At 70.5% G+C, this 21,263-nt stretch carries 23 protein-coding genes and 2 pseudogenes; 14 read left to right on the forward strand and 11 right to left on the reverse strand.

Going from position 1 to position 21,263, the window contains the following annotated elements; translation table 11 throughout:
- Both AB0C96_RS41375 and AB0C96_RS41380 read right to left on the reverse strand, forming a co-directional pair.
- A pseudogene (locus AB0C96_RS41375) lies at positions 1-195 on the reverse strand (hypothetical protein); the annotation flags it as partial.
- A gap of 613 nt (positions 196-808) precedes the next feature.
- On the reverse strand, positions 809-1,345 hold the full coding sequence (locus tag AB0C96_RS41380; RefSeq protein ID WP_362925263.1) for a MarR family winged helix-turn-helix transcriptional regulator: 537 nt from the start codon (positions 1,343-1,345) through the stop codon (positions 809-811).
- Positions 1,346-1,596: 251 nt separating this feature from the next.
- Here AB0C96_RS41380 and AB0C96_RS41385 point away from each other — a divergent pair, with 251 nt between their 5' ends.
- The gene (locus tag AB0C96_RS41385; protein WP_362925265.1) at positions 1,597-2,664 is read left to right on the forward strand and encodes an alkene reductase; all 1,068 of its coding nucleotides are present in this window, start codon (positions 1,597-1,599) and stop codon (positions 2,662-2,664) included.
- A 222-nt stretch (positions 2,665-2,886) separates the two neighbouring features.
- Here the strand turns inward: AB0C96_RS41385 and AB0C96_RS41390 are convergent, their stop codons facing one another.
- Positions 2,887-3,480: a TetR/AcrR family transcriptional regulator gene (locus AB0C96_RS41390; protein ID WP_362925267.1), complete on the reverse strand. Its 594-nt coding sequence runs from the start codon at positions 3,478-3,480 to the stop codon at positions 2,887-2,889.
- Positions 3,481-3,657: 177 nt separating this feature from the next.
- Between AB0C96_RS41390 and AB0C96_RS41395 the strand changes: the two genes are divergently transcribed.
- The 3 genes from AB0C96_RS41395 to AB0C96_RS41405 all read left to right on the forward strand — a co-directional run bounded on the left by AB0C96_RS41395 (position 3,658) and on the right by AB0C96_RS41405 (position 6,200).
- On the forward strand, positions 3,658-4,563 hold the full coding sequence (locus AB0C96_RS41395; RefSeq protein WP_362925269.1) for an NADP-dependent oxidoreductase: 906 nt from the start codon (positions 3,658-3,660) through the stop codon (positions 4,561-4,563).
- Between the two features lie 279 nt (positions 4,564-4,842).
- Positions 4,843-5,370 (forward strand): hypothetical protein, encoded by a 528-nt coding sequence (locus AB0C96_RS41400; RefSeq protein WP_362925271.1) that lies wholly within the window; start codon positions 4,843-4,845, stop codon positions 5,368-5,370.
- 131 nt (positions 5,371-5,501) lie between these two features.
- Positions 5,502-6,200 carry a VC0807 family protein gene (locus AB0C96_RS41405; protein WP_362925272.1) on the forward strand — a complete coding sequence of 233 codons (699 nt, stop codon included), beginning with the start codon at positions 5,502-5,504 and terminating at the stop codon, positions 6,198-6,200.
- A gap of 94 nt (positions 6,201-6,294) precedes the next feature.
- Here AB0C96_RS41405 and AB0C96_RS41410 read toward each other — a convergent pair whose 3' ends face one another.
- Entirely contained in the window at positions 6,295-6,429 is a 135-nt protein-coding gene (locus AB0C96_RS41410) for a hypothetical protein (RefSeq protein ID WP_362925274.1), read from the reverse strand.
- 119 nt (positions 6,430-6,548) lie between these two features.
- Between AB0C96_RS41410 and AB0C96_RS41415 the strand changes: the two genes are divergently transcribed.
- From AB0C96_RS41415 to AB0C96_RS41425, 3 genes are all read left to right on the forward strand, one after another.
- Positions 6,549-6,728, forward strand: a complete 180-nt coding sequence (locus tag AB0C96_RS41415; RefSeq protein ID WP_362925302.1) for a hypothetical protein — start codon at positions 6,549-6,551, stop codon at positions 6,726-6,728.
- 271 nt (positions 6,729-6,999) lie between these two features.
- A complete protein-coding gene (locus AB0C96_RS41420; protein ID WP_362925276.1) occupies positions 7,000-7,662 on the forward strand; it encodes a response regulator transcription factor in 663 nt (220 codons plus the stop codon).
- On the forward strand, positions 7,659-9,047 hold the full coding sequence (locus AB0C96_RS41425) for a HAMP domain-containing sensor histidine kinase (protein WP_362925278.1): 1,389 nt from the start codon (positions 7,659-7,661) through the stop codon (positions 9,045-9,047). The genes AB0C96_RS41420 and AB0C96_RS41425 overlap by 4 nt, the downstream gene beginning before the upstream one ends.
- Here the strand turns inward: AB0C96_RS41425 and AB0C96_RS41430 are convergent.
- The 3 genes from AB0C96_RS41430 to AB0C96_RS41440 form a co-directional block, all read right to left on the reverse strand.
- Entirely contained in the window at positions 9,028-9,921 is an 894-nt protein-coding gene (locus AB0C96_RS41430; protein ID WP_362925279.1) for a hypothetical protein, read from the reverse strand. The two genes, AB0C96_RS41425 and AB0C96_RS41430, sit on opposite strands and share 20 nt — an antisense overlap.
- Positions 9,922-10,134: 213 nt before the next feature.
- Positions 10,135-10,977: a hypothetical protein gene (locus tag AB0C96_RS41435; RefSeq protein ID WP_362925281.1), complete on the reverse strand. Its 843-nt coding sequence runs from the start codon at positions 10,975-10,977 to the stop codon at positions 10,135-10,137.
- A gap of 107 nt (positions 10,978-11,084) precedes the next feature.
- On the reverse strand, positions 11,085-12,470 hold the full coding sequence (locus tag AB0C96_RS41440; RefSeq protein ID WP_362925283.1) for a carotenoid oxygenase family protein: 1,386 nt from the start codon (positions 12,468-12,470) through the stop codon (positions 11,085-11,087).
- 98 nt (positions 12,471-12,568) lie between these two features.
- On the opposite strand from AB0C96_RS41440, the gene AB0C96_RS41445 reads away from it, so the two are divergent.
- Positions 12,569-13,165: a PadR family transcriptional regulator gene (locus tag AB0C96_RS41445; protein WP_362925285.1), complete on the forward strand. Its 597-nt coding sequence runs from the start codon at positions 12,569-12,571 to the stop codon at positions 13,163-13,165.
- 17 nt (positions 13,166-13,182) lie between these two features.
- Here the strand turns inward: AB0C96_RS41445 and AB0C96_RS41450 are convergent, their stop codons facing one another.
- Positions 13,183-13,695, reverse strand: coding sequence for a MarR family transcriptional regulator (locus AB0C96_RS41450; RefSeq protein WP_362925286.1), 513 nt, complete (start codon positions 13,693-13,695; stop codon positions 13,183-13,185).
- Between the two features lie 114 nt (positions 13,696-13,809).
- Between AB0C96_RS41450 and AB0C96_RS41455 the strand changes: the two genes are divergently transcribed.
- A complete protein-coding gene (locus tag AB0C96_RS41455) occupies positions 13,810-14,187 on the forward strand; it encodes a DoxX family protein (RefSeq protein WP_362925288.1) in 378 nt (125 codons plus the stop codon).
- 82 nt (positions 14,188-14,269) lie between these two features.
- Here the strand turns inward: AB0C96_RS41455 and AB0C96_RS41460 are convergent, their stop codons facing one another.
- Positions 14,270-14,947, reverse strand: a complete 678-nt coding sequence (locus AB0C96_RS41460; protein WP_362925289.1) for a response regulator transcription factor — start codon at positions 14,945-14,947, stop codon at positions 14,270-14,272.
- Positions 14,944-16,209, reverse strand: coding sequence for a sensor histidine kinase (locus AB0C96_RS41465; RefSeq protein ID WP_362925291.1), 1,266 nt, complete (start codon positions 16,207-16,209; stop codon positions 14,944-14,946). Before AB0C96_RS41465 ends, AB0C96_RS41460 begins: the two co-directional genes overlap by 4 nt.
- A 251-nt stretch (positions 16,210-16,460) precedes the next feature.
- Here AB0C96_RS41465 and AB0C96_RS41470 point away from each other — a divergent pair, with 251 nt between their 5' ends.
- The 5 genes from AB0C96_RS41470 (at position 16,461) to AB0C96_RS41490 (ending at position 20,812) form a co-directional block, all read left to right on the forward strand.
- Positions 16,461-17,018 carry a hypothetical protein gene (locus tag AB0C96_RS41470; protein WP_362925293.1) on the forward strand — a complete coding sequence of 186 codons (558 nt, stop codon included), beginning with the start codon at positions 16,461-16,463 and terminating at the stop codon, positions 17,016-17,018.
- Positions 17,019-17,454: 436 nt separating this feature from the next.
- Positions 17,455-18,837, forward strand: a complete 1,383-nt coding sequence (locus AB0C96_RS41475) for a rhodanese-like domain-containing protein (RefSeq protein ID WP_362925295.1) — start codon at positions 17,455-17,457, stop codon at positions 18,835-18,837.
- A gap of 201 nt (positions 18,838-19,038) precedes the next feature.
- Complete coding sequence (locus tag AB0C96_RS41480; RefSeq protein WP_362925296.1) at positions 19,039-19,623, forward strand: rhodanese-like domain-containing protein; 585 nt, start codon at positions 19,039-19,041, stop codon at positions 19,621-19,623.
- Positions 19,620-20,483 (forward strand): sulfite exporter TauE/SafE family protein, encoded by an 864-nt coding sequence (locus tag AB0C96_RS41485; protein WP_362925298.1) that lies wholly within the window; start codon positions 19,620-19,622, stop codon positions 20,481-20,483. Before AB0C96_RS41480 ends, AB0C96_RS41485 begins: the two co-directional genes overlap by 4 nt.
- Before the next feature lie 59 nt (positions 20,484-20,542).
- Positions 20,543-20,812, forward strand: a complete 270-nt coding sequence (locus AB0C96_RS41490; protein ID WP_362925300.1) for a metal-sensitive transcriptional regulator — start codon at positions 20,543-20,545, stop codon at positions 20,810-20,812.
- A gap of 268 nt (positions 20,813-21,080) precedes the next feature.
- Here the strand turns inward: AB0C96_RS41490 and AB0C96_RS41495 are convergent.
- Positions 21,081-21,263 (reverse strand): annotated as a pseudogene (locus AB0C96_RS41495) (serine hydrolase); the annotation flags it as partial.

Here is a 21,263-nt window from a genome sequence, read left to right on the forward strand (position 1 = left end):
GGGCGGCTGGTGGGGCTGCTTACCGGTGTACGCGGTCGAGCCGTCGCCTATCGGCTTGGCCTTCGCCCCCTCGCCGGACTTGGGGTTGACCGAGCTGGAGGCCAACGACCCGGAGGACGAGCAGCCGGCGACCGAGAGCGCGGCTGCCGCTCCCGCCCCGAGTCCGAATATGTGCCGGCGGCTGAATTCACGCATGACGGTCCCCGTGGTATTCGTTCGAAGTCAGATGGGTGCCCGGAGAAGTGGGACATCCAGTGAGATGGGAAGATGAGTGCCGAGGTTCCCGCTTTGTCCGCACGGCGGAGAATCCTCGACGGAGGGCCCCCGACGGCTGACGCTCCGATATCAGGGGAGCGGCCCCGCAGGCCTTGGCGCCCCTCGCGCCTCCCCGGCGCGGTGGAGCCGGTCGCGGTCCGGCACCGGATGGCGGCGGTACTCCGTGGCGCGCTAGGTGGGGGTCGCGCTCGAACGGGAAGAGGCGCCGCAAGCCGTCGGCGTCATGTTACGCATCGTGTGCTCCCCCTGTGGGACGGGCCGGGCGGGAAGCGGAAGGCCGCAGCGCCCCGCAACCGACTCCCTTGGACGCACATGAATCTCGCAAAGATCGCTAGCGCGCTGGTAACGCCTCACTAACCAACCGCTGGCATGCGCTGCCTCCATCGGCAGCCACGGTTCACGCCGAGAAGAAGCGCCCACCATGCCGGGCCCGACATCCGGTGCCCGATCAGGTCGGGGTGCGCCCCGCCGGGCCCGCCGCCGCGGCCGCCCCGCCGCTGCGCCCCGCCGCGGTGCGCCCCGCGGCGGCCGCTCATGCGCCGTGGGCCCAGGAGCCGAGTGCGTGGCTGAGGTTGTCCTCCACTTTGCGCAGGAGTGCGGTGAGGGCGTCGCGCTCGGCGTCGGTGAGGCCGTCGACGGTGGTCCGCTCCAGTTCCTGCCAGGCGCTCTCGACCTGGCGGCGCAGCGCCTGGCTGGCGGTGGTGGCCTCGACGGTCATCACGCGCCGGTCGGTGGAGGAGGGGCGACGGCGGACGAAGCCTCCCTGCTCCAGGCGCTTGACCATGCGGGTGACGGTGGACGGCTCGGCGTCCAGGAGGCGGACCAGCTCCGTCTGGGTCTGCGGTCCGTTCTCCCACAGGTGCATCATCAGCAGCTCCTGGCCGGTGTAGAGGCCGGTGGAGCGCAGAAGGTGGGCGGCCGCTGCCCGGTGCAGGCGGGCGGTGCGGAAGACGGCGTGGCTGAGGGGGCCGCTGCGCGCCGTCGCGGGAAGTGCGCCGCTGGGCGGAGGGGCCACGTCGCGGGAGGGCGGTCGGCCTGCCGCGGGCGGCGGGGTGGGCTCATCGGCCACGAGTAACTCCTTCATCTCTGACACGGGCCGGAGGGGCGGTGCGTCCCGCCATCGTACTTGCCCGGGCAATCAAGAGCCGGCCCGCCCGTCGCGACTCATGGCCACACCGCGTTCCAGCTCGCGCGCGACGTCCAGTAGCGCCCCCCATGCGGTGCCGGGAATGACTTCCCGTCCGTTATTTGTTGCTCGGGCAATGAATATGTGATGCTGGCCGTGCCGCATCCCTGTCCCGTCCCGTGGAGGAGTCAGCCATGTCCACTGCTTTCGACCCGTTCGATCTGGCAGGTGCCAAGCTCGCGAACCGGATCGCGATGGCCCCGATGACGCGGAGCCGTGCCTACGGCCCCGGCGCGACCCCGACATCCGAGACGGCCGTGTACTACGGCCAGCGGGCGTCGGCCGGGCTGATCGTCACCGAGGGGATCCAGCCGAACGTGATCGGGCAGGGCTACCCGGACACCCCGGGCCTGCACAGCCCGGACCAGGTCGCCGCGTGGCGACCGGTGACCCAGGCGGTCCACGAGCGCGGCGGGGTGATCTTCGCCCAGCTCATGCACACCGGCCGCATCGGCCACCCCAGCCTGCTGCCTGACGGCCTGGTGCCGGTGGGCCCCTCCGCCGTGGCCGCCCAGGGGCAGGTCTTCACCCATGAGGGCCCGAAGGACTTCGTGGTGCCCAGGGAGCTCGGCGAACAGGAGATCGCGCAGACGATCGCCGACTTCGCCGCCGCGGCCCGGAACGCGATCGCCGCCGGTTTCGACGGGGTGGAGATCCACGGCGCGAACGGTTACTTGATCCACCAGTTCCTCTCCGCCAACGCCAACCAGCGCACCGACGGCTGGGGCGGCTCGATCGAGGGCCGCATCCGCCTCGGCGTCGAGGTCGCAGCGGCCGTGGCCGACGCCATCGGCGGTGAACGCGTCGGCTTCCGCATCTCCCCCGGGAATCCCTACAACAACATGGCCGAGGAGAACGTCGCCGAGCTCTACGGGGCCCTGGTGGCGCGGTTGGCGCCGCTGGACCTGGCCTATCTGCACCTCATGGAAGACCCGGACCGCGACCTGACCCGGCAGCTCCGGCAGGCGTGGCCGGCGGCGTTCGTCCTCAACCCCTTCACCCACCCGCAGTTCACCGGCCACGACGCCCTGGCCCTGGTCGAGGAGGGGCTGGCGGACCTGATCGCCTTCGGCGCGCTGTTCCTGGCCAACCCCGACCTGCCCCACCGTCTGGCCCAGGGCGGCCCGTTCAACACCCCGGACGCGGCCACCTTCTACGGCGGCGACGCGCGCGGCTACACCGACTACCCCACCCTCGACTGATCCCTTCGCCGACACCGGCGACCCCCGACGTCCCGGCCGGAGCGCGGCCATGGCACCGGCCGGGACCCCGCCGCCTCCGGGGCCGTTCGACGCCCCCACCGCGCCCGTCCGCCGCGCAGCGGCAGCGCGGCACCGTGGACACCGCCGAGAAGATATGTGCTCGGACAAGCAATCCCGCTCCGCCAGCCGCCGGTGTTGCCGCCGCGGACGCCGGGTCGTCGCTCACGGCACTGCGCCCGTGCGGCGCAGGGTGGTGAGCCACTGGGCGACGACGGCCTCGATGAAGGCGTCGGTGGCCTGGCCGCGGTCGAAGAAGAGCCGGGCGAGGACCGGCCCGTACAGCAGGGTGTACTCCTCGTCGTCGATCTGGACGCCGGAGGGCTCCAGGAGTGTGTTGAAGGCGGCATGGCGGTCCTCGACGATGCGGACGAGGGCCTGGGCGCTGTCGGGGTCGTGGTCGGCCTGGGCGGTGACGGCGAGGACGGCGGGGCGGACGGCCGGGGCGCTGATGCCGTCGCGCAGGCTTTTCAACCAGGCGGTGGCCACAATGCGGACGTCGCTGCCGGGTTCGGGGTAGTTGCCGAGGTCGGGGCCTTCGAGGATGAGGTCGAAGAGCAGGGCGGCGCGGCTGGGCCAGTGCCGGTAGAGGGTCTGTCGGGTGACATCGGCCCGTTCGGCCAGGAGGGCGTAGGTCAGCCCCGCAGGGCCGACCTCGGGCAACAGTTCACGGGCGACGGTCAGCATGCGGGTGCGGGTGCGCTGGACGCGCGGGTTGCTCAGGGCCGGCTGACGGCGATGCGCGGGCGTCGACGACATGCGGCCATCCTACCCAAGAATCATACGTTGCGTGTGACAGATGCCACGATCGCCGGGCTTCGCGAATCACACGCTGCGTGTGATACACCGGAAAGACAATCACACGCGCTGAGTGATTCAGAGTGTGTGCGGTTCCCGCCCCTTCCTCTCTTCCTTCTCTTCTTCCAGGAGTTCCTGATGTCCACTGCGATCACTTTCTCCGAGTACGGCTCGCCCGAGGTGCTGCGGCTGTCGGAGGTCGCCACGCCGGAGCCCGGCCCCGGCCAGGTCCGCATCCGGGTGCGCGCAGCCTCGGTGAACCCGCTCGACCTCAAGATCCGATCCGGCCTGATGGCCGGCGCCTTCCCGGCCCGTTTTCCCGTGATCCCCGGTCTGGACGCGGCCGGTGTCGTCGATGCCGTCGGCGAGGGAGCCGATGCGGCCGTGGGCGACGAGGTTCTCGGTGCCGCGGTCGGCGGCAGCTACCGCGAGTACGCCCTGCTCGATCGGCCGGTGGCCAAGCCCGAGGCCCTGTCCTGGGAGGTCGCCGCCTCGCTGGTCACGGTCGGCCGGACCGCGTTCCGTGTCCTGCGGGAGCTGGGTGTGCAAGCGGGGCAGACCCTGCTCGTCCACGGCGCCGGCGGCAGTGTGGGCGCCATCGCGGTGCAGCTGGCCGTCGCGAGCGGCATCACCGTCGTCGGAACGGTCGGCGAGCAGGACAGCGAGCGCGTCACCGCACTCGGAGCCACTGCCGTCCGCTACGGCGACGGTTGGGCGGAGCGGGTGAGGGCCGCTGCTCCCCAGGGAGTCGACTTCGTCTTCGACGCCTCCGGCGCCGGTGTGCTCGCCGACTCCGTCGCCCTGACCGGTGACAGTGCACACGTCATCACCATCGCCGACATGTCCGCCGCCCAGCACGGCGTCCGCTTCAGCGCCGGTACCGACGACCAGGCCGGAGATTCCCTGCCGGAGCTGGTGCAACTGGCCGCCGCCGGCAAGCTCGACCTCCCCGTATGGCGCGCCTACCCGCTCGACCAGGCCGCCACCGCCCACGCCGACATCGAGGCCCGCCGCAACCAGGGCAAGGTCGTCCTGGTTCCCTGACGCGTTGCGGCTCGGCCCGGACCGAGGAACTCAGCGCGATCCGGGCCATGGGCCGCAGCCGTTTCCAGCCGGGCGGGCACCCGTTGCCGGCCGGGCGGGCAGGCGATTGAGGCGAGTTGGGGCACGCGGCGGGCACGCGAGGCCGTGAGAGGTCCAGATGACGAACCCTCGCCGGAAGACCGGGTATCACCGGTCGCAGCCGTGTACTCCGCCTGATGGCGGAGGCGTTCGGTACCTCGGGACGACTCCTTGTCCCATGGCCGACGGCAGTCTGGTGCCGTGATCAAAACAACCAGGACGCACCAGATCGCCGCGGTCGTCGCCTGTGCCGGCGCGCTCGCCTACACCGTGAGCAAGGTGGAGCTGGCGCTGAAGGGAGAGCTGGGCATGCCGGGCTTCCCCGCGCCGCCGAAGTCGTATGTCGGTTTCGGTGATGTCACCGCGGCGCAGTTGGGCAATGCCGGGCTGGGGCTGTCGATGGCAGTGATCGCGTTGCTTCTGCTGCGGCCCATTGCGAACCCGTTCTTCCGGTGGGGAACGGTCGTCGTCTCCTGGGTGGGCATCGCCATGGTGGGGGCCGGGGTTGTCGGATTCGGTGCGCGGGCGATGGGGGTGGCCCCCTCCCTGGGAGCGCCGCCGCCCGAGGCCGGCCCGGCGATGGCTGCACTGTTGGTGGGCGCCGTATGGGCCGCCGGGTGGTCCGTCGCCGCGGTCGGCGCGACGCGCGGGCGTGCCCGCCTCCGTACGGGAGGGGAACGGAGCGCGACAAGCAGCCGATCCGCGGCGTCCGCGGCGTCCACCTGCTGAGGCATCTCGCCGAGCTACGGGAAAGCGACGTGCACGTATGACATTTGTACTGCCTGGCCGGTGACAGTCGGGCCTGCCGGCGCATCGTCGCCGCGCGAAGAATGGGTTTCGTCCTGAGGAGGAACGAGACCATGAACATGCGGACATCGACGAGCACCGCCGAGAAGAGCCCGATGCCGACCGGCGAAGCGGTGGCTTCGCGGGCGGGGGAACCGGCGGCCGGTCGACGACGCACTCCCAGCAGCGAAATGGTCCGGCGGTTCCTCGGAGATGTGGCGCTCCCGCTGGGCCTCTACTACGGCCTGCGTCTGGCGGGCGTGAACCAGTGGCTGGCGCTCGTAGTGAGCAGTGTGGTGCCCGTCGTCCAGTTGATACGGCGGCTGGCGATCGAACGCCGGGTCAGTGGGACGACGTTGTTCACCCTGAGCATCACGGTGTGCAGCGCCGCGGTAACGCTACTCACCGGTGATCCGCGACTTCTCCTGGCCAGGGAGAGCTACTTCACCGCGATCCTGGGGCTGTGGATGGCAGGCTCTGTTCCCACCCGGCGCCCGTTCGTGTACATGGCGACCGTCAAACTGCTCCCCGAGGCCACCGCCCGCGAGTGGGAAGCCAAGTGGGAAGGGATATCTGGCTTCCGACGAGCCATGCGCGTGATGACCGCTGCCTGGTCCGCGGCGTTCCTGCTCGACTCCGTGGCGCGCGTGGTGATGGCGTACACCCTGCCAGTCGACCTGGTCCCGGTACTGAGCGCCGCCCTGCTGATCGCGATGCTGGTCGTCGTGGTCCGGCTCGGCAAGGTCTACGGGAAGCGCCAACTGGCCGGATGACCGGCTGCGACGACGAGCGGCTGCGACGACGAGCGACAGCAGGAGGCCGCGGAGGGCAGCGCCGCAAAGACTTCCTACGCCCTAAGGCCGGGTCCTAAGCGGTGAGTTGGACGTTGGCGCGGGCGTAGGGGCGTAGGGGCGTAGGGGCGTAGAGGCATAGGGCATAGGGGAGTTGGGCCGGGAACCGCTCCCGGGCGGCGAGCGGCGCGAGCCCCGTGCGATGACTCATGAACGGGGCCGGGCCGGGACGATGGAGTGGCCGCCGCACCAGATGTTGCGGATTGTGCGGGTGGCGGTGATGTCTGCCAGGGGGTCGCCGTCGATGAGGAGGAGGTCGGCGCGTAGCCCATGCTCCGCATCGTTGTCGGCCGGGGCGAGACGGACCCGCGGTGCGTCACGCCGCGTGTCGCCTCGGTCGGTCCGCGCATGATCTTCGCCGAGGTGATGGCCAGGGGAACGGCTTCCGAGGAGGAGGTCCACGCGATCGTGGACGAGGTGCTGCTCCCCCTCATGGCCCCGCGGAAGTAGACCAGGAGTAGACCAGGCGCCATGCGCCGCACACAGGAGGACCTTCCGTTCCGCCGAGTCGTCTACAGTGCTGTAGACCGTCTATGTGTGTAGTCGCTCGGGTGTTGCGTGCGGTGGCCGGCCCGGCTCTGTCGATCACGTGCGGCGGTCGCTCGCTACCGATGTCCTCTATGCCCGTTCTCCCGGAGGAACCTCGATGCCCGTTCTCCCGGAGGAAGAGCAGCGCGGGTCGTCCGCGGGCGTGATCTCCGAGCCTGTGAGGTGAGCTGCTGTGCGTCCTACGCTTCTGGTTGTCGAGGACGACCACGCCCTGCGGGACGTGCTGGTGCGCGGACTGCGCGAGGAGGGCTTCGAGGCGGTACCCGCCCAGGACGGCGCCACCGCGCTGCGTCTTGTCGGCGATGCCGTCGACGCGGTGGTGTTGGACGTCGGCCTGCCGGATGCGGACGGGCGGGACGTGTGTCAGGCCATGCGGGCGAACGGGTTTCCCGGGCCGGTCGTCTTCCTCACCGCACATCATCGGCTCGGCGATCGCCTCGGTGGCTTCTCCGCCGGAGGCGACGACTACGTGCCCAAGCCGTTTCATCTTTCCGAGCTCACGGCCCGGGTGCGGGCGGTCCTCAAGCGTTCCGGGGCCGCCGCGCCCACCGCCGCCGGCGATCTGGTCCTGGACCCGGTGCGGCACAGCCTGACCGTGCGGGGCGTCGAGGTGGCGCTGACGCCCACCGAGTTCCGCCTGTTGGCCGCGCTGATGTCCGGACTGGGGACCGTGGTGCGACGGCGGGAGCTGGTGCGGGCTGGCTGGCCGGACGGCGCACAGGTCAGTGACAACACGCTCGACCAGTACTTGAGCCGGCTGCGGCGCAAGATCCGTGACGCGGGCAGCGGCCTGACGATCAGCACCGCTCGCGGGATCGGACACCGCCTGTCATGAATCCCGGCCGATCACGCCTCGCCGCCACGGCCGCCCACTGCTGGCCGCGCACCCTGCGGGGGCGGCTGTCGCTGGTGGCGCTCACCACCGCCGCCCTGGTCATGGTGGTCCTCACCGTCGTGTTCAACGCCGTCGTCCGCCAGCACCTGCGGCAGCAGGCGGACGACGAACTGCACACCCGGGCCGCCGCGGTGGCCGCGACCGTCGACACCCGGCATGATCCGGTGCGCGTGCTGGAGACGGGGGACGACGCGGTCCTCGACACCAATGTGTGGATCTTCGACGGCACCCGCCCGCTCGAACACCCCGCCTCGGTCCCCTCCGGCGGCACGCTCACCCGGGCCGCCGCACGTCTCGCCGTACCCGGCGGCGAGCGGTGCGCCACCGTCGAATCCTACGCGCCCATACGCCTGTGTGCCGAACCTGCGGGGCACAGCCGGGCGGGCGCGCTGCCGGTCGCCGTCGTCACCGCCATGGACCTCGGCCCCTACCGGGCGTCGGCGGGCACCTTGCTGATCGCTTCGCTCGCCCTGGACGGCACCGTCCTGGCGTGCACCTACGTCCTGACCCGGCTCGCGGTGGGGCGCGCCCTGCGCCCCGTGAGGACGATGACCGACCAGGCCACCCAGTGGAGCGCGGTCGCCTCCGGGCAGCGTTTCGGCGGCACCGGCCGTCCCGTCGAGCTGGCGCGGCTCGGCGCCTCCCTGGATGCGCTGCTGGACCGGATCCGCGCCGTACTGCGTCATGAACAACAGCTCACCGGGGAGCTGTCCCACGAACTGCGCACCCCCCTGGCAAGGATCACCGCCGAACTCGACTGGTGGCAGGCGCGGCCCCGCTCCACCGCCGACACCCGCGCGACGCACGCGGTCATCGCCGACGCCGCCGAGTCCATGCGGACCATCTGCGACACCCTCCTCGACGAGGCACGCGCCACCGCGCACACCGTTCCCGGCACCACCGACGTGATGGGTGTGCTGCGACGGCTCGCAGACCTGCTCGGCACCTCCGGGGAGGTGCCCGTCACGGTCACTGGTCCCACGACGCTGGTGGTCGGCGTCCCCGCGGCACTGCTGGAGCGGATGGTCGCGCCCCTGGCCGCCAATGCGCTGCGCTACGCACGCTCGCGCGTCGGCATCCGGGCCGCCCAGGAGCCCGCGGGCGTCCGGGTGGAGGTTGTCGACGACGGTCCGGGCGTGCCGTCCTCCTTCACCGCTCAGCTGTTCCAGCCGGGCAGGCGGGCCGACCCGGAGGACGGACACGGCGGAGCGGGCCTCGGGCTGCCGCTGGCGCGGCGCCTGGCCCGCTCGGCCGGCGGCGAGGTGAGCCATGACCCCGAGCACACGCCCGGGGCGAGATTCGTGGTCAGCCTGCCTGCTGGGTGACCCGAGCCCGCTCGGCCTCTTCCCGCGGGACGGTGTTCCTGCGCTCCTGCACATGGGCGTATCCCATGAGACCGATGAGGAGCGCGAGGAGCACGGCGGACGATCCCGCCGTACCGAGGTCGAGGCCGCCCTTGGCGAGGGGCTTGGTGAGGAAGTCGCCGGCGGTGGCCCCCAGGGGGCGGGTGAGGACGAAGGCGATCCAGAACAGCACGACGTTCGGTACGGCAGGCACCCGCATCAGGGCGACGAGTACGGCGAGTGCAGCCGCGACGAGCAGGGCACCACCGGCGTAACCGAGTCCGGAGCTGTCGGAGAGGAAATCGCCCATCGAGGTGCCGAGCGTGTTCGACACGAGGATCGCGGCCCAGAAGAGGGCCTCCGCGCGGAAGGTGGTGATGTCGCGGAGGGAGAACGTCAGCCCGGTGCACTTCCAGAGGACGAAGATGGCGATCAGCAGTGAGATCAGGATCGCGGCACCGGTGGGGTATCCGAGGCCCAGGCCCTGCGGCCCCCAGCCCAGCGAAGTGGCCCCGTCGGAGAGGTACTTGGCGCTGGCGTCCCGGTTCATGAAGTCGGACATCGTGGTGCCGGCCATGCTGGTGGACAGGATGACGGTCCAGTAGAAGAACGGGTTGTAGCGCGTGGACCGAAGCTGTACGACCAGCGTGACCACGAAGATCAGGAACAGGGCGACGGTGGTCAGGAAGTAGCCGAGCTTGAGGGTCTGGGCGAAGAGGTCACCGGCCGTCTCGCCGAGGGTCGTCGCGGCGATCTTCATGATCCAGAAGGCCAGGGTCACCTCCGGCAGTTTCTTCATCACGTACCGGTTGGTGCCGGCGACATCGAGATCGGTCAGGACTTCGGGCTTTTGCACTGTCGCTCTCTCCTGGTCGGGCGGATACGAGGCGTCGCCTGGTTCGGGTGCGAGGCATCACCGTGCAGTAGTACGTCGCACCCCGCCCGACGCTCTCAACTCCGGCCTGAACGCATCCTGAACACCGCTGCGCCGCACACCAGAAGGGCCCCGGAGGGGTGAACCGGCCCCGCGTACACGGCAGTTGGCACCCGCCCGGGGCGAAGTCCGTGGTCAGCCCGCCTGTGGGGTGAGCTGCTCCAGCTTGGCCACGTCCCGCCGGGTGACCGTCAGGTAGACCACCAGGCCGAGGATGACGGCCAGGAACAGCACGCTGGTGATCACGGTGCCCAGGCCGAGTCCGCCGTCGGCGGTCGGCTGGGACAGGTAGTCGCCGATCGAAGCGCCCAGCGGCCTGGTCAGGATGTAGGCGATCCAGAAGCTCCACACCGCGTCCAGCCCGAGGGTGAAGTGCGCCACCGCGACCGCGGCGATCGCCAGGGCGAACAGGCCGGCGGAGATCCAGTACCCGAGGTCCATGCGCTCGGCGACCAGGTCACCGGCGGCAGTGCCCAGGGCGAAGGTGAACAGGACGGCGAGCCAGTAGTAGGACTCGCGGCGGGTGGTGTCGATGTGGTGGATGGACAGTGTCCGCTCGCTGCGGTACCAGGCGACGAACACCACGGCGAGGACGATCGCAAAGGCGATGGTGCTCGTCTCGAGCGGTACGCCCAGGTTGTCGGTGAGATTGTCGCTGATCAGCGTGCCCACGATGCTGATCAGCGCCACCGCGAGCCAGTAGATGCCGGGGCGGTAGGCGCGGGTGCGGAACTGTGCCACCAGCACCGCCACGAGCAGCACGCTCATCAGCAGCGACACGCCGGTCAGGCCCAGGCCCAGCTTCTCGTTCAGCAGGTCGGCCGCGGTCTCGCCGACCGTGGTGCACAGGATTTTGATCACCCAGAAGTACACGGTGACTTCGGGGACCTTGTTCCAACGGAAGCGAGGGCCGGAGGATGCGGAGGCGAGGCCGGCGGACTCGTGCGTCTCGACCGCCCCGGGGGTATCAGCTGTCATGGTGCCCGACCGTGCCACCCACAACCTGAACGCATCCTGAGCACGTGTGACGTCGGCCTCCAGGACGTGGTGAACCCGTCGTCATCGGCGCCCCGAGGTCCGCCCGTTCAGCAGAGCGATGTCGGTGAGCCCTGGACGATCTCCGTGTCGGGAATCCAATTGCCGTGGAAGCCGAACGGAATGCGCTGCGGCAGGTGAACGCGGGCGATGGGGCCGGCATTGATGTCGGCCGCGTCGACTACCACGAGCTCGGCCAGGTTGGTGTTGGCGTCGTGGACGACGGAGAGGATCCAGCCGTCGTCTTCTCCTTCGGCGTTCCGTCGCGGCACGAACGCGGGTTCCATGGTGACCCGCCCCGGCCCGTAGTGGTGGATCTGGCTGGTGCCGGTCACGGTGTCGACCTTGACCAAGGGCCCGGTTTCCAGACCGGCGTTGGTGTGGCTGCGCTCCACGTCGTCGGTGATCTCCAGGCCGTGGGCGCCGACCCCGGCGAACCAGCCGTAGCGATGGGGGCGGCCGACCAGGGTGGAGTTGATGCGCGGGAACTCCACGCTGTAGTCGCCGATGACGTGTTCGTTGACGGTGCCCGTGGCGGGATTGATCGTCCAGCGTACGAGGGCCGGCACACTGCCGCCGGGACCGTGCAGATCACGGAGGAACACCTCGTCGTAGCGGATGACGTCGAGGGTGAGGGAGCCGTCGGGGTTGTCGTGGGCGTTGAGCACATGGAACACGAAGCACCGCGGTACCTCGATCCACCGGATCTGCTCGGCGGTGCCTCCGACCGGCAGGATCCCGACGCGTGCCGGGTGTTGGTCATCCCAGACGTAGGGGAGGTTCGACACCGGTTCGCCGGCCTTCGCGCGGCGCATGCCCGCGGCCAGCGTGACGGGGAGATCGAGAACGACGACGCGTGTCTCGGTCAACGCCATGTCGTGGATCATCGGCCCGTCGTCGAGGTCGATGTCGCTGGTGTGCTTGGCCTTGCCGTCGCCGTCGAGGACGACATAGCGCGCGGCGGCGAGTTTCGGGTTGTAGGTGATGGCGTGCATGTCGCCGGTCACCGGGTCGGTCCTGGGGTGCGCGGTGAATCCGCGGCCGAGCGTGCCGTCGCAGTTCCAGACCGCCATCCGTGCCAGGTCAGGGGCGATCTCCACCGGCGGCTGACCGGCCTCCACCAGAGCGAGGATGCGTCCGCCGTGAGCCAGGACGTTGGTGTTCGGTGTGTGGCCCTCGCTCTCGACGAAGCGGCTGCGGTACCACTCCGCCCTGCCCTCGCGCAGCCGAATGCCGTGCACCATGCCCGCGCCGGAGAACCAGTGGTAGGTGGCGGGGTCCACCTGCCCCCTCGGATTGGGGCCTATGCGCAGGTAGCGGCCGTTCAGTTCGCTCGGCAGTGCACCGGTGACGGCCAGTTGGGAGGTGCTCACCTCCTCGGCAACGGGCGCGTGGTTGCCGCCGAGGTAGAAATTCTCCGCTGCTGTCTCCGTCATCTCGCTCTCCTTCGGTCGCTGACGCCCCAACGACAGTGCAACTTGGACGGTCCGGGCTGCAATATTGAGATCGAGACCGTCCGAACCGGGAGATCGCCATGACAGCCTTGCCCATCAGCGCGTATGTCGTTCTTGGGCTGCTCGAGGAGCGACCGGAGGCGACCCCCTACCAGCTCGATCAGCACATCCAGCAGAGCATCGGCAACTTCTGGGCGTTCCCGCGCTCCCAGCTGTACGCAGAGGCCGGGCGCCTGGCGCGCCGGGGACTGATCGTCGAGCACCGGGAAGAGACGGGGCGCCGCCGCCGCACCCTGGCGATCACCGATGCGGGACGGCAGGAGCTGCGTCGGTGGCTGGAGACTCCGACGGACGCGGCCACCGAGATCCACGACGAGGGCGTACTCCGGCTGTTCTTCCAGCCCCTCGGCCGGGACGGCGCCGCCGCCCACCGCAATTCCGCCGCACGGGCGGTCGCCAGACTTGCCGAAGAGCAGACCGAGGCTCACCGAATCCGGCTGGCCGGGTACCAACGCCAGGCGGAATCAGACCGTTTGCCGCCAGGAACGCCCCAACGAGCTGCCCTCGAACTCGGTCTCCGATTCGAGCAGATGATCATCGATTTCTGGCGTGAGATCAGGGAATCTCCCACGGACCTGCTCGCCCCTTCACGGGATGCGTCGGAGGCCGGGGACTGAAGCCTCGGAGGGGGCGGCTACTTCTCGGGGCGCAGTCGGTCCAGCGTTCCGGTGGCGAGCGGGTGCTGGGGGTCGATGGCGCCGACGATGCGGCGGCCGATCGTGGCCAGCTGGCGGACCTGTGCCCTGGTGAGTGCGTCGAAGACACAGCTGCGCACGGCCTCCACGTGCCCGGGGGCGGTGGCGACCACCTTGTCGAAACCGTCGTCGGTGAGGGTGGCCACGGTGTAGCGGCCGTCGGTGGGGTCGGGGTTGCGGCGTACCCAGCCGCGCTTCTCCAGTCGTCCGACGACCTGGGACAGCCGGGGGAGAGAACCCTCTGCGAACGCGGCGAGCTCGCTCATCCGCAGGGTGCGCTCGGGGACCATGGAGAGCCCGGCCATCACTTGGTACTCGAAGTGACTCAGGCCGGCGTCGCGCTGTAGCTGCGTGTCCAGTGCCGCGGGGAGCCGCATCAGCATGCTGCTGAGCGCGATCCATGCCTGATCTTCCTCATTGTCCAGCCAGCGAGGTTCCTGCGGGGTCTCCATGCTCGTGAGTATAGCTTCACGCGTGAAGTGATCAACTTGCTGGATGACTTGCATCTTGAAGTGAATTGGTCCTAGCCTTCACTTAAGTATTTAAGTCATTGAAAGGTGTTGATCATGATGAACGTTCTGTTGTGGGTCCTCGCGGGCGTGCTCGCTGTGGCATTCCTGGCGGCCGGGGCGATGAAGCTGTCCCAGCCGAAGGAGAAGCTGGCCGCGTCGGGTATGGGCTGGACCGAGGGGGTGAGCGCGGGGACGGTGAAGCTGATCGGAAGCCTGGAGGTGCTGGCCGCGGTCGGCCTGGTTCTGCCGCCCGCGCTCGGCATCGCACCGGTGCTGGCGCCCTTGGCGTCCCTCGGTCTGGCGCTGGTCATGCTCGGCGCCATGGTCGTGCATGCCCGTCGCAGCGAGACACAGATGATCGCCGTGAATCTGGTGATGTTCGCGCTCGCGGCTGCCGTGGCGTGGGGCCGGTTCGGCCCGTACTCCCTCTAGTGGGCCAGCCGGAATCGTCGCCTGAGCTGGTTCTTCTTCGGTAGTGACAGCGGCTTGGCGGCGTCTGCGCGGCCGCGCACGGTCAGGCCGACGACTGCGGGGGCGGCGCGTAGCCGTGGTTGTGGGCCCAGGCGACGGCCTCGGCCCGGGTGCGGGTACCGATCTTCGCGAACAGATGGTTCACATGGGTCTTGACGGTCGCCTCGCCGATCAGGAGACGTCGGCCGATCGCGGCGTTCGACAGCCCCTGGGCCATCAGGCGGAGGACGTCCTCCTCCCGCTTGGTCAGCCCCGCCGTGTCCGCCGACCGCCCGGGCCGGGGTGCGGAGACCGGAGCGGCCCGGCCGGCTGCGTCCAGGAGCTGCTGGTGGACGGCAGGGGCCAGGGTGGTGTGGCCGGTGACGGCCGCCTCGATCGCGCGGACGATCTCGGCCTTCCCGGCGTCCTTGGTCAGGTAGCCGCGGGCACCGGCCCGCAGGGCGTCGAGAATGAGGGGTTCCTCGGCGTAGGTGGTCAGCACGACCACCGCGGTCTGCGGGTGGTCCCGGGTGATGCGGACCGTGGCGGCGATCCCGTCGGTGCCGGGCATGTTGAGGTCCATCAGGATCGCATCCGGTTGCAGGGCGGCGACCCGCTCCAGTGCCTGCTCGCCGTCGACGGCGCCGCCGACGACGTCGATGCCCGGCATCAGGTCGAGCAGCGTCATCAGGCCCTCGCGGATCACCTCCTGGTCGTCCGCGACCACGATCCGCAGGTTCATACCGTTACCTCCGCCCGGACGGTCCAGCCCTCGTGTCCGGGGCCGGCAGCAAGGGTGCCTCCCACCAGCCGCAGACGCTCCCGCATACCGGCCAAACCGTAGCCGCCGGGCTCGTGCACGGCCGTATGAGGGCCGTCGGATGCGGGCAGGGCGGAGCGGACGGTCAGCCGCACCCGGGCCGGTTCGTAGGCCAGCACGAGCTCCGCCTGCTGGCCGGGGGCGTGCTTGGCCACGTTGCCGAGGGCCTCCTGGGCGACGCGCACCAGGCACAGCGACACCTCGTCCGGCAGCGGCCGCACCACGCCGGTGACCTCCGCGCGCACCGGCCCGGCGTGGCGCTCCCGAAGACTGTCGGCCAGGGCACGTACGGCGTCCGGCAGCGGGGCGGTGTCCATACGCAACGCCGTGATCGCACGCCGCGTCTCGGCCAGCCCCTCCACGGCGATACGGCGGGCCTTCCGCACCCGTTCGGCGGCCTCCCGCGTTCGCGGAGGCTCGGCTTCCAGCAGGGCATCGACCACTTCGAGCTGCACCGACAGGGCGCCCAGGGAGTGTGCGAGGACGTCGTGGATCTCTCGGGCGATGCGGGCGCGTTCGTCCAGAGCCGCGGTCCGCTGCCGCTCCTCCTGCATCTGTCTGCTCTGGTCGAGCAGGAGCTCGGCCTGCTCGTGTTGGACGCGGGCACTGCGACGGGTCAGGCCGATCAGCTGGAAGATGATCAGCGTCAGGGTCCAGACGGCGACACCCCACTGGCCGGTGGAACCTGGTGCGGTCAGCAGGTCTCCGCACACCAGCGCCAGCACGCCGGCGGCGAGCAGGCCCGTACTCGCCGGGACCGGCAGCGCGGCGGCGCCCGCCATGACGGCTGCGAACAGCAGCGGCGCGGCGGCCGCCGCCAGCGCCGGTGCCCAGGTGAGCACGAGGCCCTCCGCCAGCACGGTGGCCGCCAGCAGCAGAAGCCGCGCCATCGGCCACTTCGCATCGGTGCCACGCCAGGCGAGCGCGGACCAGGCCGCGAACGCCACCCACCCCACGGCCGCCACCCAGCCCGGCGCCACCGCAGCCTCACCCACCAGCCAGGCCCGCACGCCGGCAACCGCGGCCGCGAAAAGCACGAGACACAGCACCAGGTTCCTGGCCGCCAGCGTCGACCATGAGGGTCCCCCCTGCTCGAGCGGAGCCGAGAGCTCGGGGGAAGGCCCGTCCGCTCGCTGGACGATCCGGCGCGCCCGGGCAGCGAGTACGGGGGTGATCAGGCGCATACGGTCACCATGCCACGGTCTCGACCCGCATCGTCACGGAGCAGGGGTCCCGCAGGGTGGAGAGGGGTGGAGAGGGGTGGAGAGGGGTGGAGAAGGGGGGAGGTCCAAGCACTCCACCCTCCTCGGCTGCCGGGCTGATGTGCGCGGATGCCCGTTTCCGGATGCTCGAAGAGTCACATCGTCCTCGCCCTCGTCCTCCTCGTCCTCCTCGTCCTCCTCGTCCTCCTCATCCGCATCCGGAGCCATCTGCAATGAGTCTGACCAGCGCTCTCCTCATCAACGCCGTCGTCCTGGCCGCCACCCTGGGTTCGGACCTGGGGCACCGCACGTTCAACCACCGACGGATCTGGTTGTCCCTGATCATCTGTAGCGGCGTCGTCCTGACCTTCGGCAGCACCTTCTACACCAGCGGCATCGGCCTGACCGCGGAGATCGTCGGCGTGGCTGTCGGCGTCCTGATCGGTCTGCTCGCCGTCAGTCTCATGAAGGTGAGCAAGCAGGCCGACAACACCATCGTGACCTTCGCCGGCGTCGGCTACGCCGCCGTCTGGGTCGCCATGGCGCTCGCCCGTTCCCTGCTCTCCATCGGCCTCACCTACTGGTTCGGCACCGACGTGGGCACCTGGCTCGTCAAGCGGGGCGCGGCGCTCCCCGACGTATCCGGGATCATCACCAACTTCTTGCTCTTCATGGCGGTCACCGCGGTGCTCTCCCGCGCCCTCGTCATCCGCGCCCGTGCCGCGACCCTCTCCACCTCCGCGACCGTCAACCCGGCCAACGACGCCACGGACCGCACTCCTTCGCACTGAGCACGGAACAGTCCAGCCTCGCCAGCCATACCACTGGTCGGCGCCTTATGGCGCGCCCGTGGCATGCGCCCCCCAATGGCCTGGACGACAACTAAGCCCCAGGTCGCCGACCTGGGGCTTCTGGGGGATTGCCCAAGCCCGACCGGTGCAGCTGCGGGAAGGACGTGCCGAGAAGCGGCGGCAGGCCCAGGTGGATACCCAGGGGGGTATTTGACAGTCGTGCCACGGAGGCGTTACGTTCGAAACTCGGATACCCCAGAGGGTATGTAGGGAATGGCGTGCCGACCCGCTTCTGCGCCGCCCGCTGCCCCTTCGTTCCCCCCTGAGCGAAGTCGCGGCCTGCCATCAACCGGCCGCGGCCTCACTCTGTCCGTTTTGATACCCCACCGGGTATATCAAAGCCCTGTGTGGCTCCTGGATCGGAAGGTTGCTCACCGTGTTCTTCGCCCAGTACTACCTCGACTGCCTCTCCCAGGCGTCGTACATGATCGCCGACGAGTCCACCGGCAAGGCGGTGGTGGTCGACCCGCGCCGGGACATCTCCGAGTACATGGCCGACGCCGACGCCCGCGGCTTCACCGTCGAGGCCGTCATCAACACCCACTTCCACGCCGACTTCATCGCAGGCCACCTGGAGATGGCCGCCCGCACCGGCGCGTGGATCGGCTACGGGCAGCGCGCCGAGACCGAGTACCCGATCCGCAAGCTCACCGACGGCGAGCGGATCAGCCTCGGCGACGTCACCCTCAAGATCATGGAGACCCCCGGGCACACCCCGGAGTCGATCAGCGTCCTGGTCCACGAACACGCCGCCGACGAGGTCCCCTACGGAGTGCTGACCGGAGACGCGCTGTTCATCGGCGATGTCGGCCGCCCCGACCTGCTCGCCTCGGCGGGCGTCACGGCCGAGGAACTCGGACGGATGCTCTACCACAGCGTGCAGCACAAGCTGATGGGCCTGCCCGACGAGGTGCGGGTCTTCCCCGCCCACGGCGCCGGCTCGGCCTGCGGCAAGAACCTCTCCACCGAGAAGCAGTCCACCATCGGCGCCCAGCGCGCCACCAACTACGCCTGCCGGCCGATGAGCGAGGACGAGTTCGTCGCCATCGTCGCGGCCGGACAGTCCGCCGCACCCGGCTACTTCGGCTACGACGCCACCCTCAACCGCCAGGAGCGCGACCTGTTCGACCCGGCCGCCGCGCCCCGGCCGCTGTCGGTGGCGGAGTTCCGCGCCGAGCGCGTGGCCGGAGCGGTGGTGGTGGATGCCCGCAGTCCGCAGGAGTTCGGCACCGGCCACGTGCGCGGCGCGATCAACATCCCCGCCGACGGCCGCTTCGCCGAGCAAGCCGGCACCGTGCTGACCCCCGACAGCCGCATCCTGGTCGTCGCGCCGCAGAACCGCGAGGAGGAGATCACCACCCGCCTCGCCCGCATCGGCTTCGACCGCGTGGCCGGCTACCTGCGCAGCCCCGACGACGCCCTCGCGGCGATGCCCGACGAGGTTGCCCCGGCCAGCCGCCTGACCGCCGACCAGCTGCGCACCGCCCTCGCCGGCGACCGGCCCCCGGTGGTCGTGGACGTGCGCAACTGCTCCGAGCGCGCGGGCGGCTTCATCGACGGCTCGCTGCACATCGCGCTGGGCGAACTACCCCGCCGCCTGGACGAGATTCCCACCAGCCGCCCCCTGGTGCTGCACTGCGCCGGCGGGCACCGCTCGTCCATCGCCGCCAGCCTGCTGCGCCACCACGGCTTCCAGGACGTCTCCGACGTACTCGGTGGCTACGGCGCCTGGGCACTGCTCACCGCATCCGCCGCCTGACCACACCCCAAGGCGCGGGGATCCGGTGCGGAGGCCGCCGTCATCAGCCCTCCGGACCGGCCCCGTCCCCTCCCGAGCCGTCGGTGTCCGACAGGTGACTGCCCCCCGCCATCCCCGCCGGACACCCCTGCCCCGCCACACCCCTGCATATACCCGGGCGGGTATTTCTCCCGGCCCGGCCGAACCGACACCGGAGACCCCATGACCACCGCAGCCCGCACCCCCGCCGGACTCGACGCCGCCGCCCTGAGGGAACTCACCAAGGACGGCAGCGGCCCGCGCCTGCTGGACGTGCGCACTCCCGGCGAGTTCCACACCGTCCACATCCCCGGCGCCTACAACGTGCCCCTGGACACGCTGCGCGAGCACCGTGCCGACCTGCTCCACCACCTCGACGAGGACGTCGTCCTGATATGCCGCTCCGGCGCCCGCGCCGCACAGGCCGAACAGGCGCTCTCCGAGGCCGGGTTGCCCAACCTGCGCGTCCTTCAGGGCGGCATGGTCGCGTGGGAGGCGGCCGGTGGCCCGGTGACCCGCGGGTCGGCGCGCTGGGAACTGGAGCGCCAGGTCCGGCTGGTCGCCGGTTCGATCGTGCTCGTCTCCGGGCTGGTCGGCCTCGCGGTGCCCGGCGCGGGCCTGATCGGCACGGCTGTCGGAGCAGGTCTCACCTTCGCCGCGGTCACCAACACCTGTGCGATGGGCATGCTGCTCGCCAAGCTCCCCTACAACCGCGGCCCACGGACCGACATCAACTCGGTGGTCGCCGCCCTCAGGAGCCGGCCGTGATCACTCTCACCCTCGCCGCCTCGCTCCTGATCGGGGTCCTCCTCGGGGTCCTGGGCGGTGGCGGATCCATGCTCACCGTCCCGATCCTGGTCTACCTGGCCGGCCAGGACACCAAGCAGGCGATCACCACCTCGCTGTTCGTCGTCGGTGTCACCAGTCTCGCGGGCCTGATCTCCCATGCCCGCGCCGGCCGGGTGCGCTGGCGCACCGGGACGCTGTTCGGCCTGGCGGGCATGGCCGGCGCCTACGCGGGCGGACGGGTGGCCGCGTACATCCCGGACGCCGTGCTGCTGGTCGCGTTCGCGCTGATGATGCTCGCCACGGCCGCCGCGATGCTCCGCGGCCCGCGCCGGGCCCCGGAGCAGGCGCACGGCGAACTCCCGCTCCACCGCTTGCTGATACAGGGTCTCGTCGTCGGCGCGGTCACCGGCATCCTCGGCGCCGGCGGCGGCTTTCTCATCGTGCCCGCGCTGGCGCTGCTGGCCGGCCTGCCGATGGGCATCGCGGTCGGCACCTCGCTGCTGGTCATCGCCATGAACTCGTTCGCCGGACTGGCCGGACACCTCTCCGGCCCGCACCTCGACTGGAGCCTGGCCCTGGCCGTCACGGTGGCCGCCGTCCTCGGCAGCCTCATCGGCGGGCGCTTCGCCGGACGCATCCCCCAACACACCCTGCGCACCGGCTTCGGCTGGTTCGTCGTCGCCATGGGCGTCTTCGTCCTCAGCCAGCAGCTCGGCCCGGTCGTCCTGGCCTCGGTCCCTGTGACGGCGGCAACGCTGCTGATCCAGCGCAGGCGCGCACGCCGCACCGAAAGCCCGCCCAGGGCGATGGCACCCACCCCGGAACCCAGCCGCCACTGACCCGACATATACCCACTGGGGTATCCTGAGAGCACTCTGCACGAGCGAGGAGGAGCCCGGTGAAGGTGGAAGAAGAAGCGATGAGCGCGGTCCTCAACCGGCTGCGCCGTGCCCAGGGACAGCTCACAGGCGTCATCGCCATGATCGAAGCCGGCCGGGACTGCAAGGACGTCGTCACCCAGCTCGCCGCCGTCTCCCGGGCCCTCGACCGGGCCGGCTTCAAGATCGTGGCCAGCGGAATGCGCCAGTGCCTGAGCGCCGAGCAACAGGCCGACGCCGCCCCGATGACCGAGGAGGAACTTGAGAAGCTCTTCCTCGCCCTCGCCTGACCGGACCCGAGCGGCCCTCCGGCGGCACTGATCCGCCGCCGGCGGGCCGCTCGCGTGCTGCCCGACCGCCCGAAAATCAATGCCCCTGGGCGCTCGCCCAAGGCACCACGCCGAGGGGAAAGCATCTCTGGCCTGCGGGTTCAGTGACTATGTCCGCCCGTCACGCACTGTGGGGATGTCGACGGTTCGGGGCCAGGGGCCCGGCTGTCGGGTGTCGTGGGTCGAGGGCGGGCCCACGGGGACGCCAGGTCGGTGTCCGTCGTCGATGTCAGGCGTCGATTGCCTGGTAGAGCGTGGTCCAGAAGTCGTGGATGAGCTGTGCGGGGTCTGGGAGGGACAGCCCGACCTGGGTGAGCAGGACGCCGACGAGTCCGTTGTGCGGGTCGGCGTAGGCGGTGGTGCCGGTGCCGCCGTCCCAGCCGAACTGGTCGATCGGCGCGTAGTCGCCGCG

Origin of the sequence: Streptomyces sp. NPDC048506, from assembly GCF_040651315.1 — a bacterium.
Taxonomy (GTDB): Bacteria; Actinomycetota; Actinomycetes; order Streptomycetales; family Streptomycetaceae; genus Streptomyces.

Coding starts and splice junctions, on each gene's coding strand:
- AB0C96_RS41425 (WP_362925278.1), top strand. CDS start 7,659: ATGAATCCCGGCCGATCACGCCTCGCCGCCACGGCCGCCCACTGCTGG.
- AB0C96_RS41385 (WP_362925265.1), top strand. CDS start 1,597: ATGTCCACTGCTTTCGACCCGTTCGATCTGGCAGGTGCCAAGCTCGCG.
- AB0C96_RS41450 (WP_362925286.1), bottom strand. CDS start 13,695: ATGGAGACCCCGCAGGAACCTCGCTGGCTGGACAATGAGGAAGATCAG.
- AB0C96_RS41390 (WP_362925267.1), bottom strand. CDS start 3,480: ATGTCGTCGACGCCCGCGCATCGCCGTCAGCCGGCCCTGAGCAACCCG.
- AB0C96_RS41405 (WP_362925272.1), top strand. CDS start 5,502: ATGAACATGCGGACATCGACGAGCACCGCCGAGAAGAGCCCGATGCCG.
- AB0C96_RS41410 (WP_362925274.1), bottom strand. CDS start 6,429: ATGAGTCATCGCACGGGGCTCGCGCCGCTCGCCGCCCGGGAGCGGTTC.
- AB0C96_RS41395 (WP_362925269.1), top strand. CDS start 3,658: ATGTCCACTGCGATCACTTTCTCCGAGTACGGCTCGCCCGAGGTGCTG.
- AB0C96_RS41435 (WP_362925281.1), bottom strand. CDS start 10,977: ATGACAGCTGATACCCCCGGGGCGGTCGAGACGCACGAGTCCGCCGGC.
- AB0C96_RS41465 (WP_362925291.1), bottom strand. CDS start 16,209: ATGCGCCTGATCACCCCCGTACTCGCTGCCCGGGCGCGCCGGATCGTC.
- AB0C96_RS41440 (WP_362925283.1), bottom strand. CDS start 12,470: ATGACGGAGACAGCAGCGGAGAATTTCTACCTCGGCGGCAACCACGCG.
- AB0C96_RS41480 (WP_362925296.1), top strand. CDS start 19,039: ATGACCACCGCAGCCCGCACCCCCGCCGGACTCGACGCCGCCGCCCTG.
- AB0C96_RS41445 (WP_362925285.1), top strand. CDS start 12,569: ATGACAGCCTTGCCCATCAGCGCGTATGTCGTTCTTGGGCTGCTCGAG.
- AB0C96_RS41415 (WP_362925302.1), top strand. CDS start 6,549: ATGCTCCGCATCGTTGTCGGCCGGGGCGAGACGGACCCGCGGTGCGTC.
- AB0C96_RS41460 (WP_362925289.1), bottom strand. CDS start 14,947: ATGAACCTGCGGATCGTGGTCGCGGACGACCAGGAGGTGATCCGCGAG.
- AB0C96_RS41455 (WP_362925288.1), top strand. CDS start 13,810: ATGATGAACGTTCTGTTGTGGGTCCTCGCGGGCGTGCTCGCTGTGGCA.
- AB0C96_RS41470 (WP_362925293.1), top strand. CDS start 16,461: ATGAGTCTGACCAGCGCTCTCCTCATCAACGCCGTCGTCCTGGCCGCC.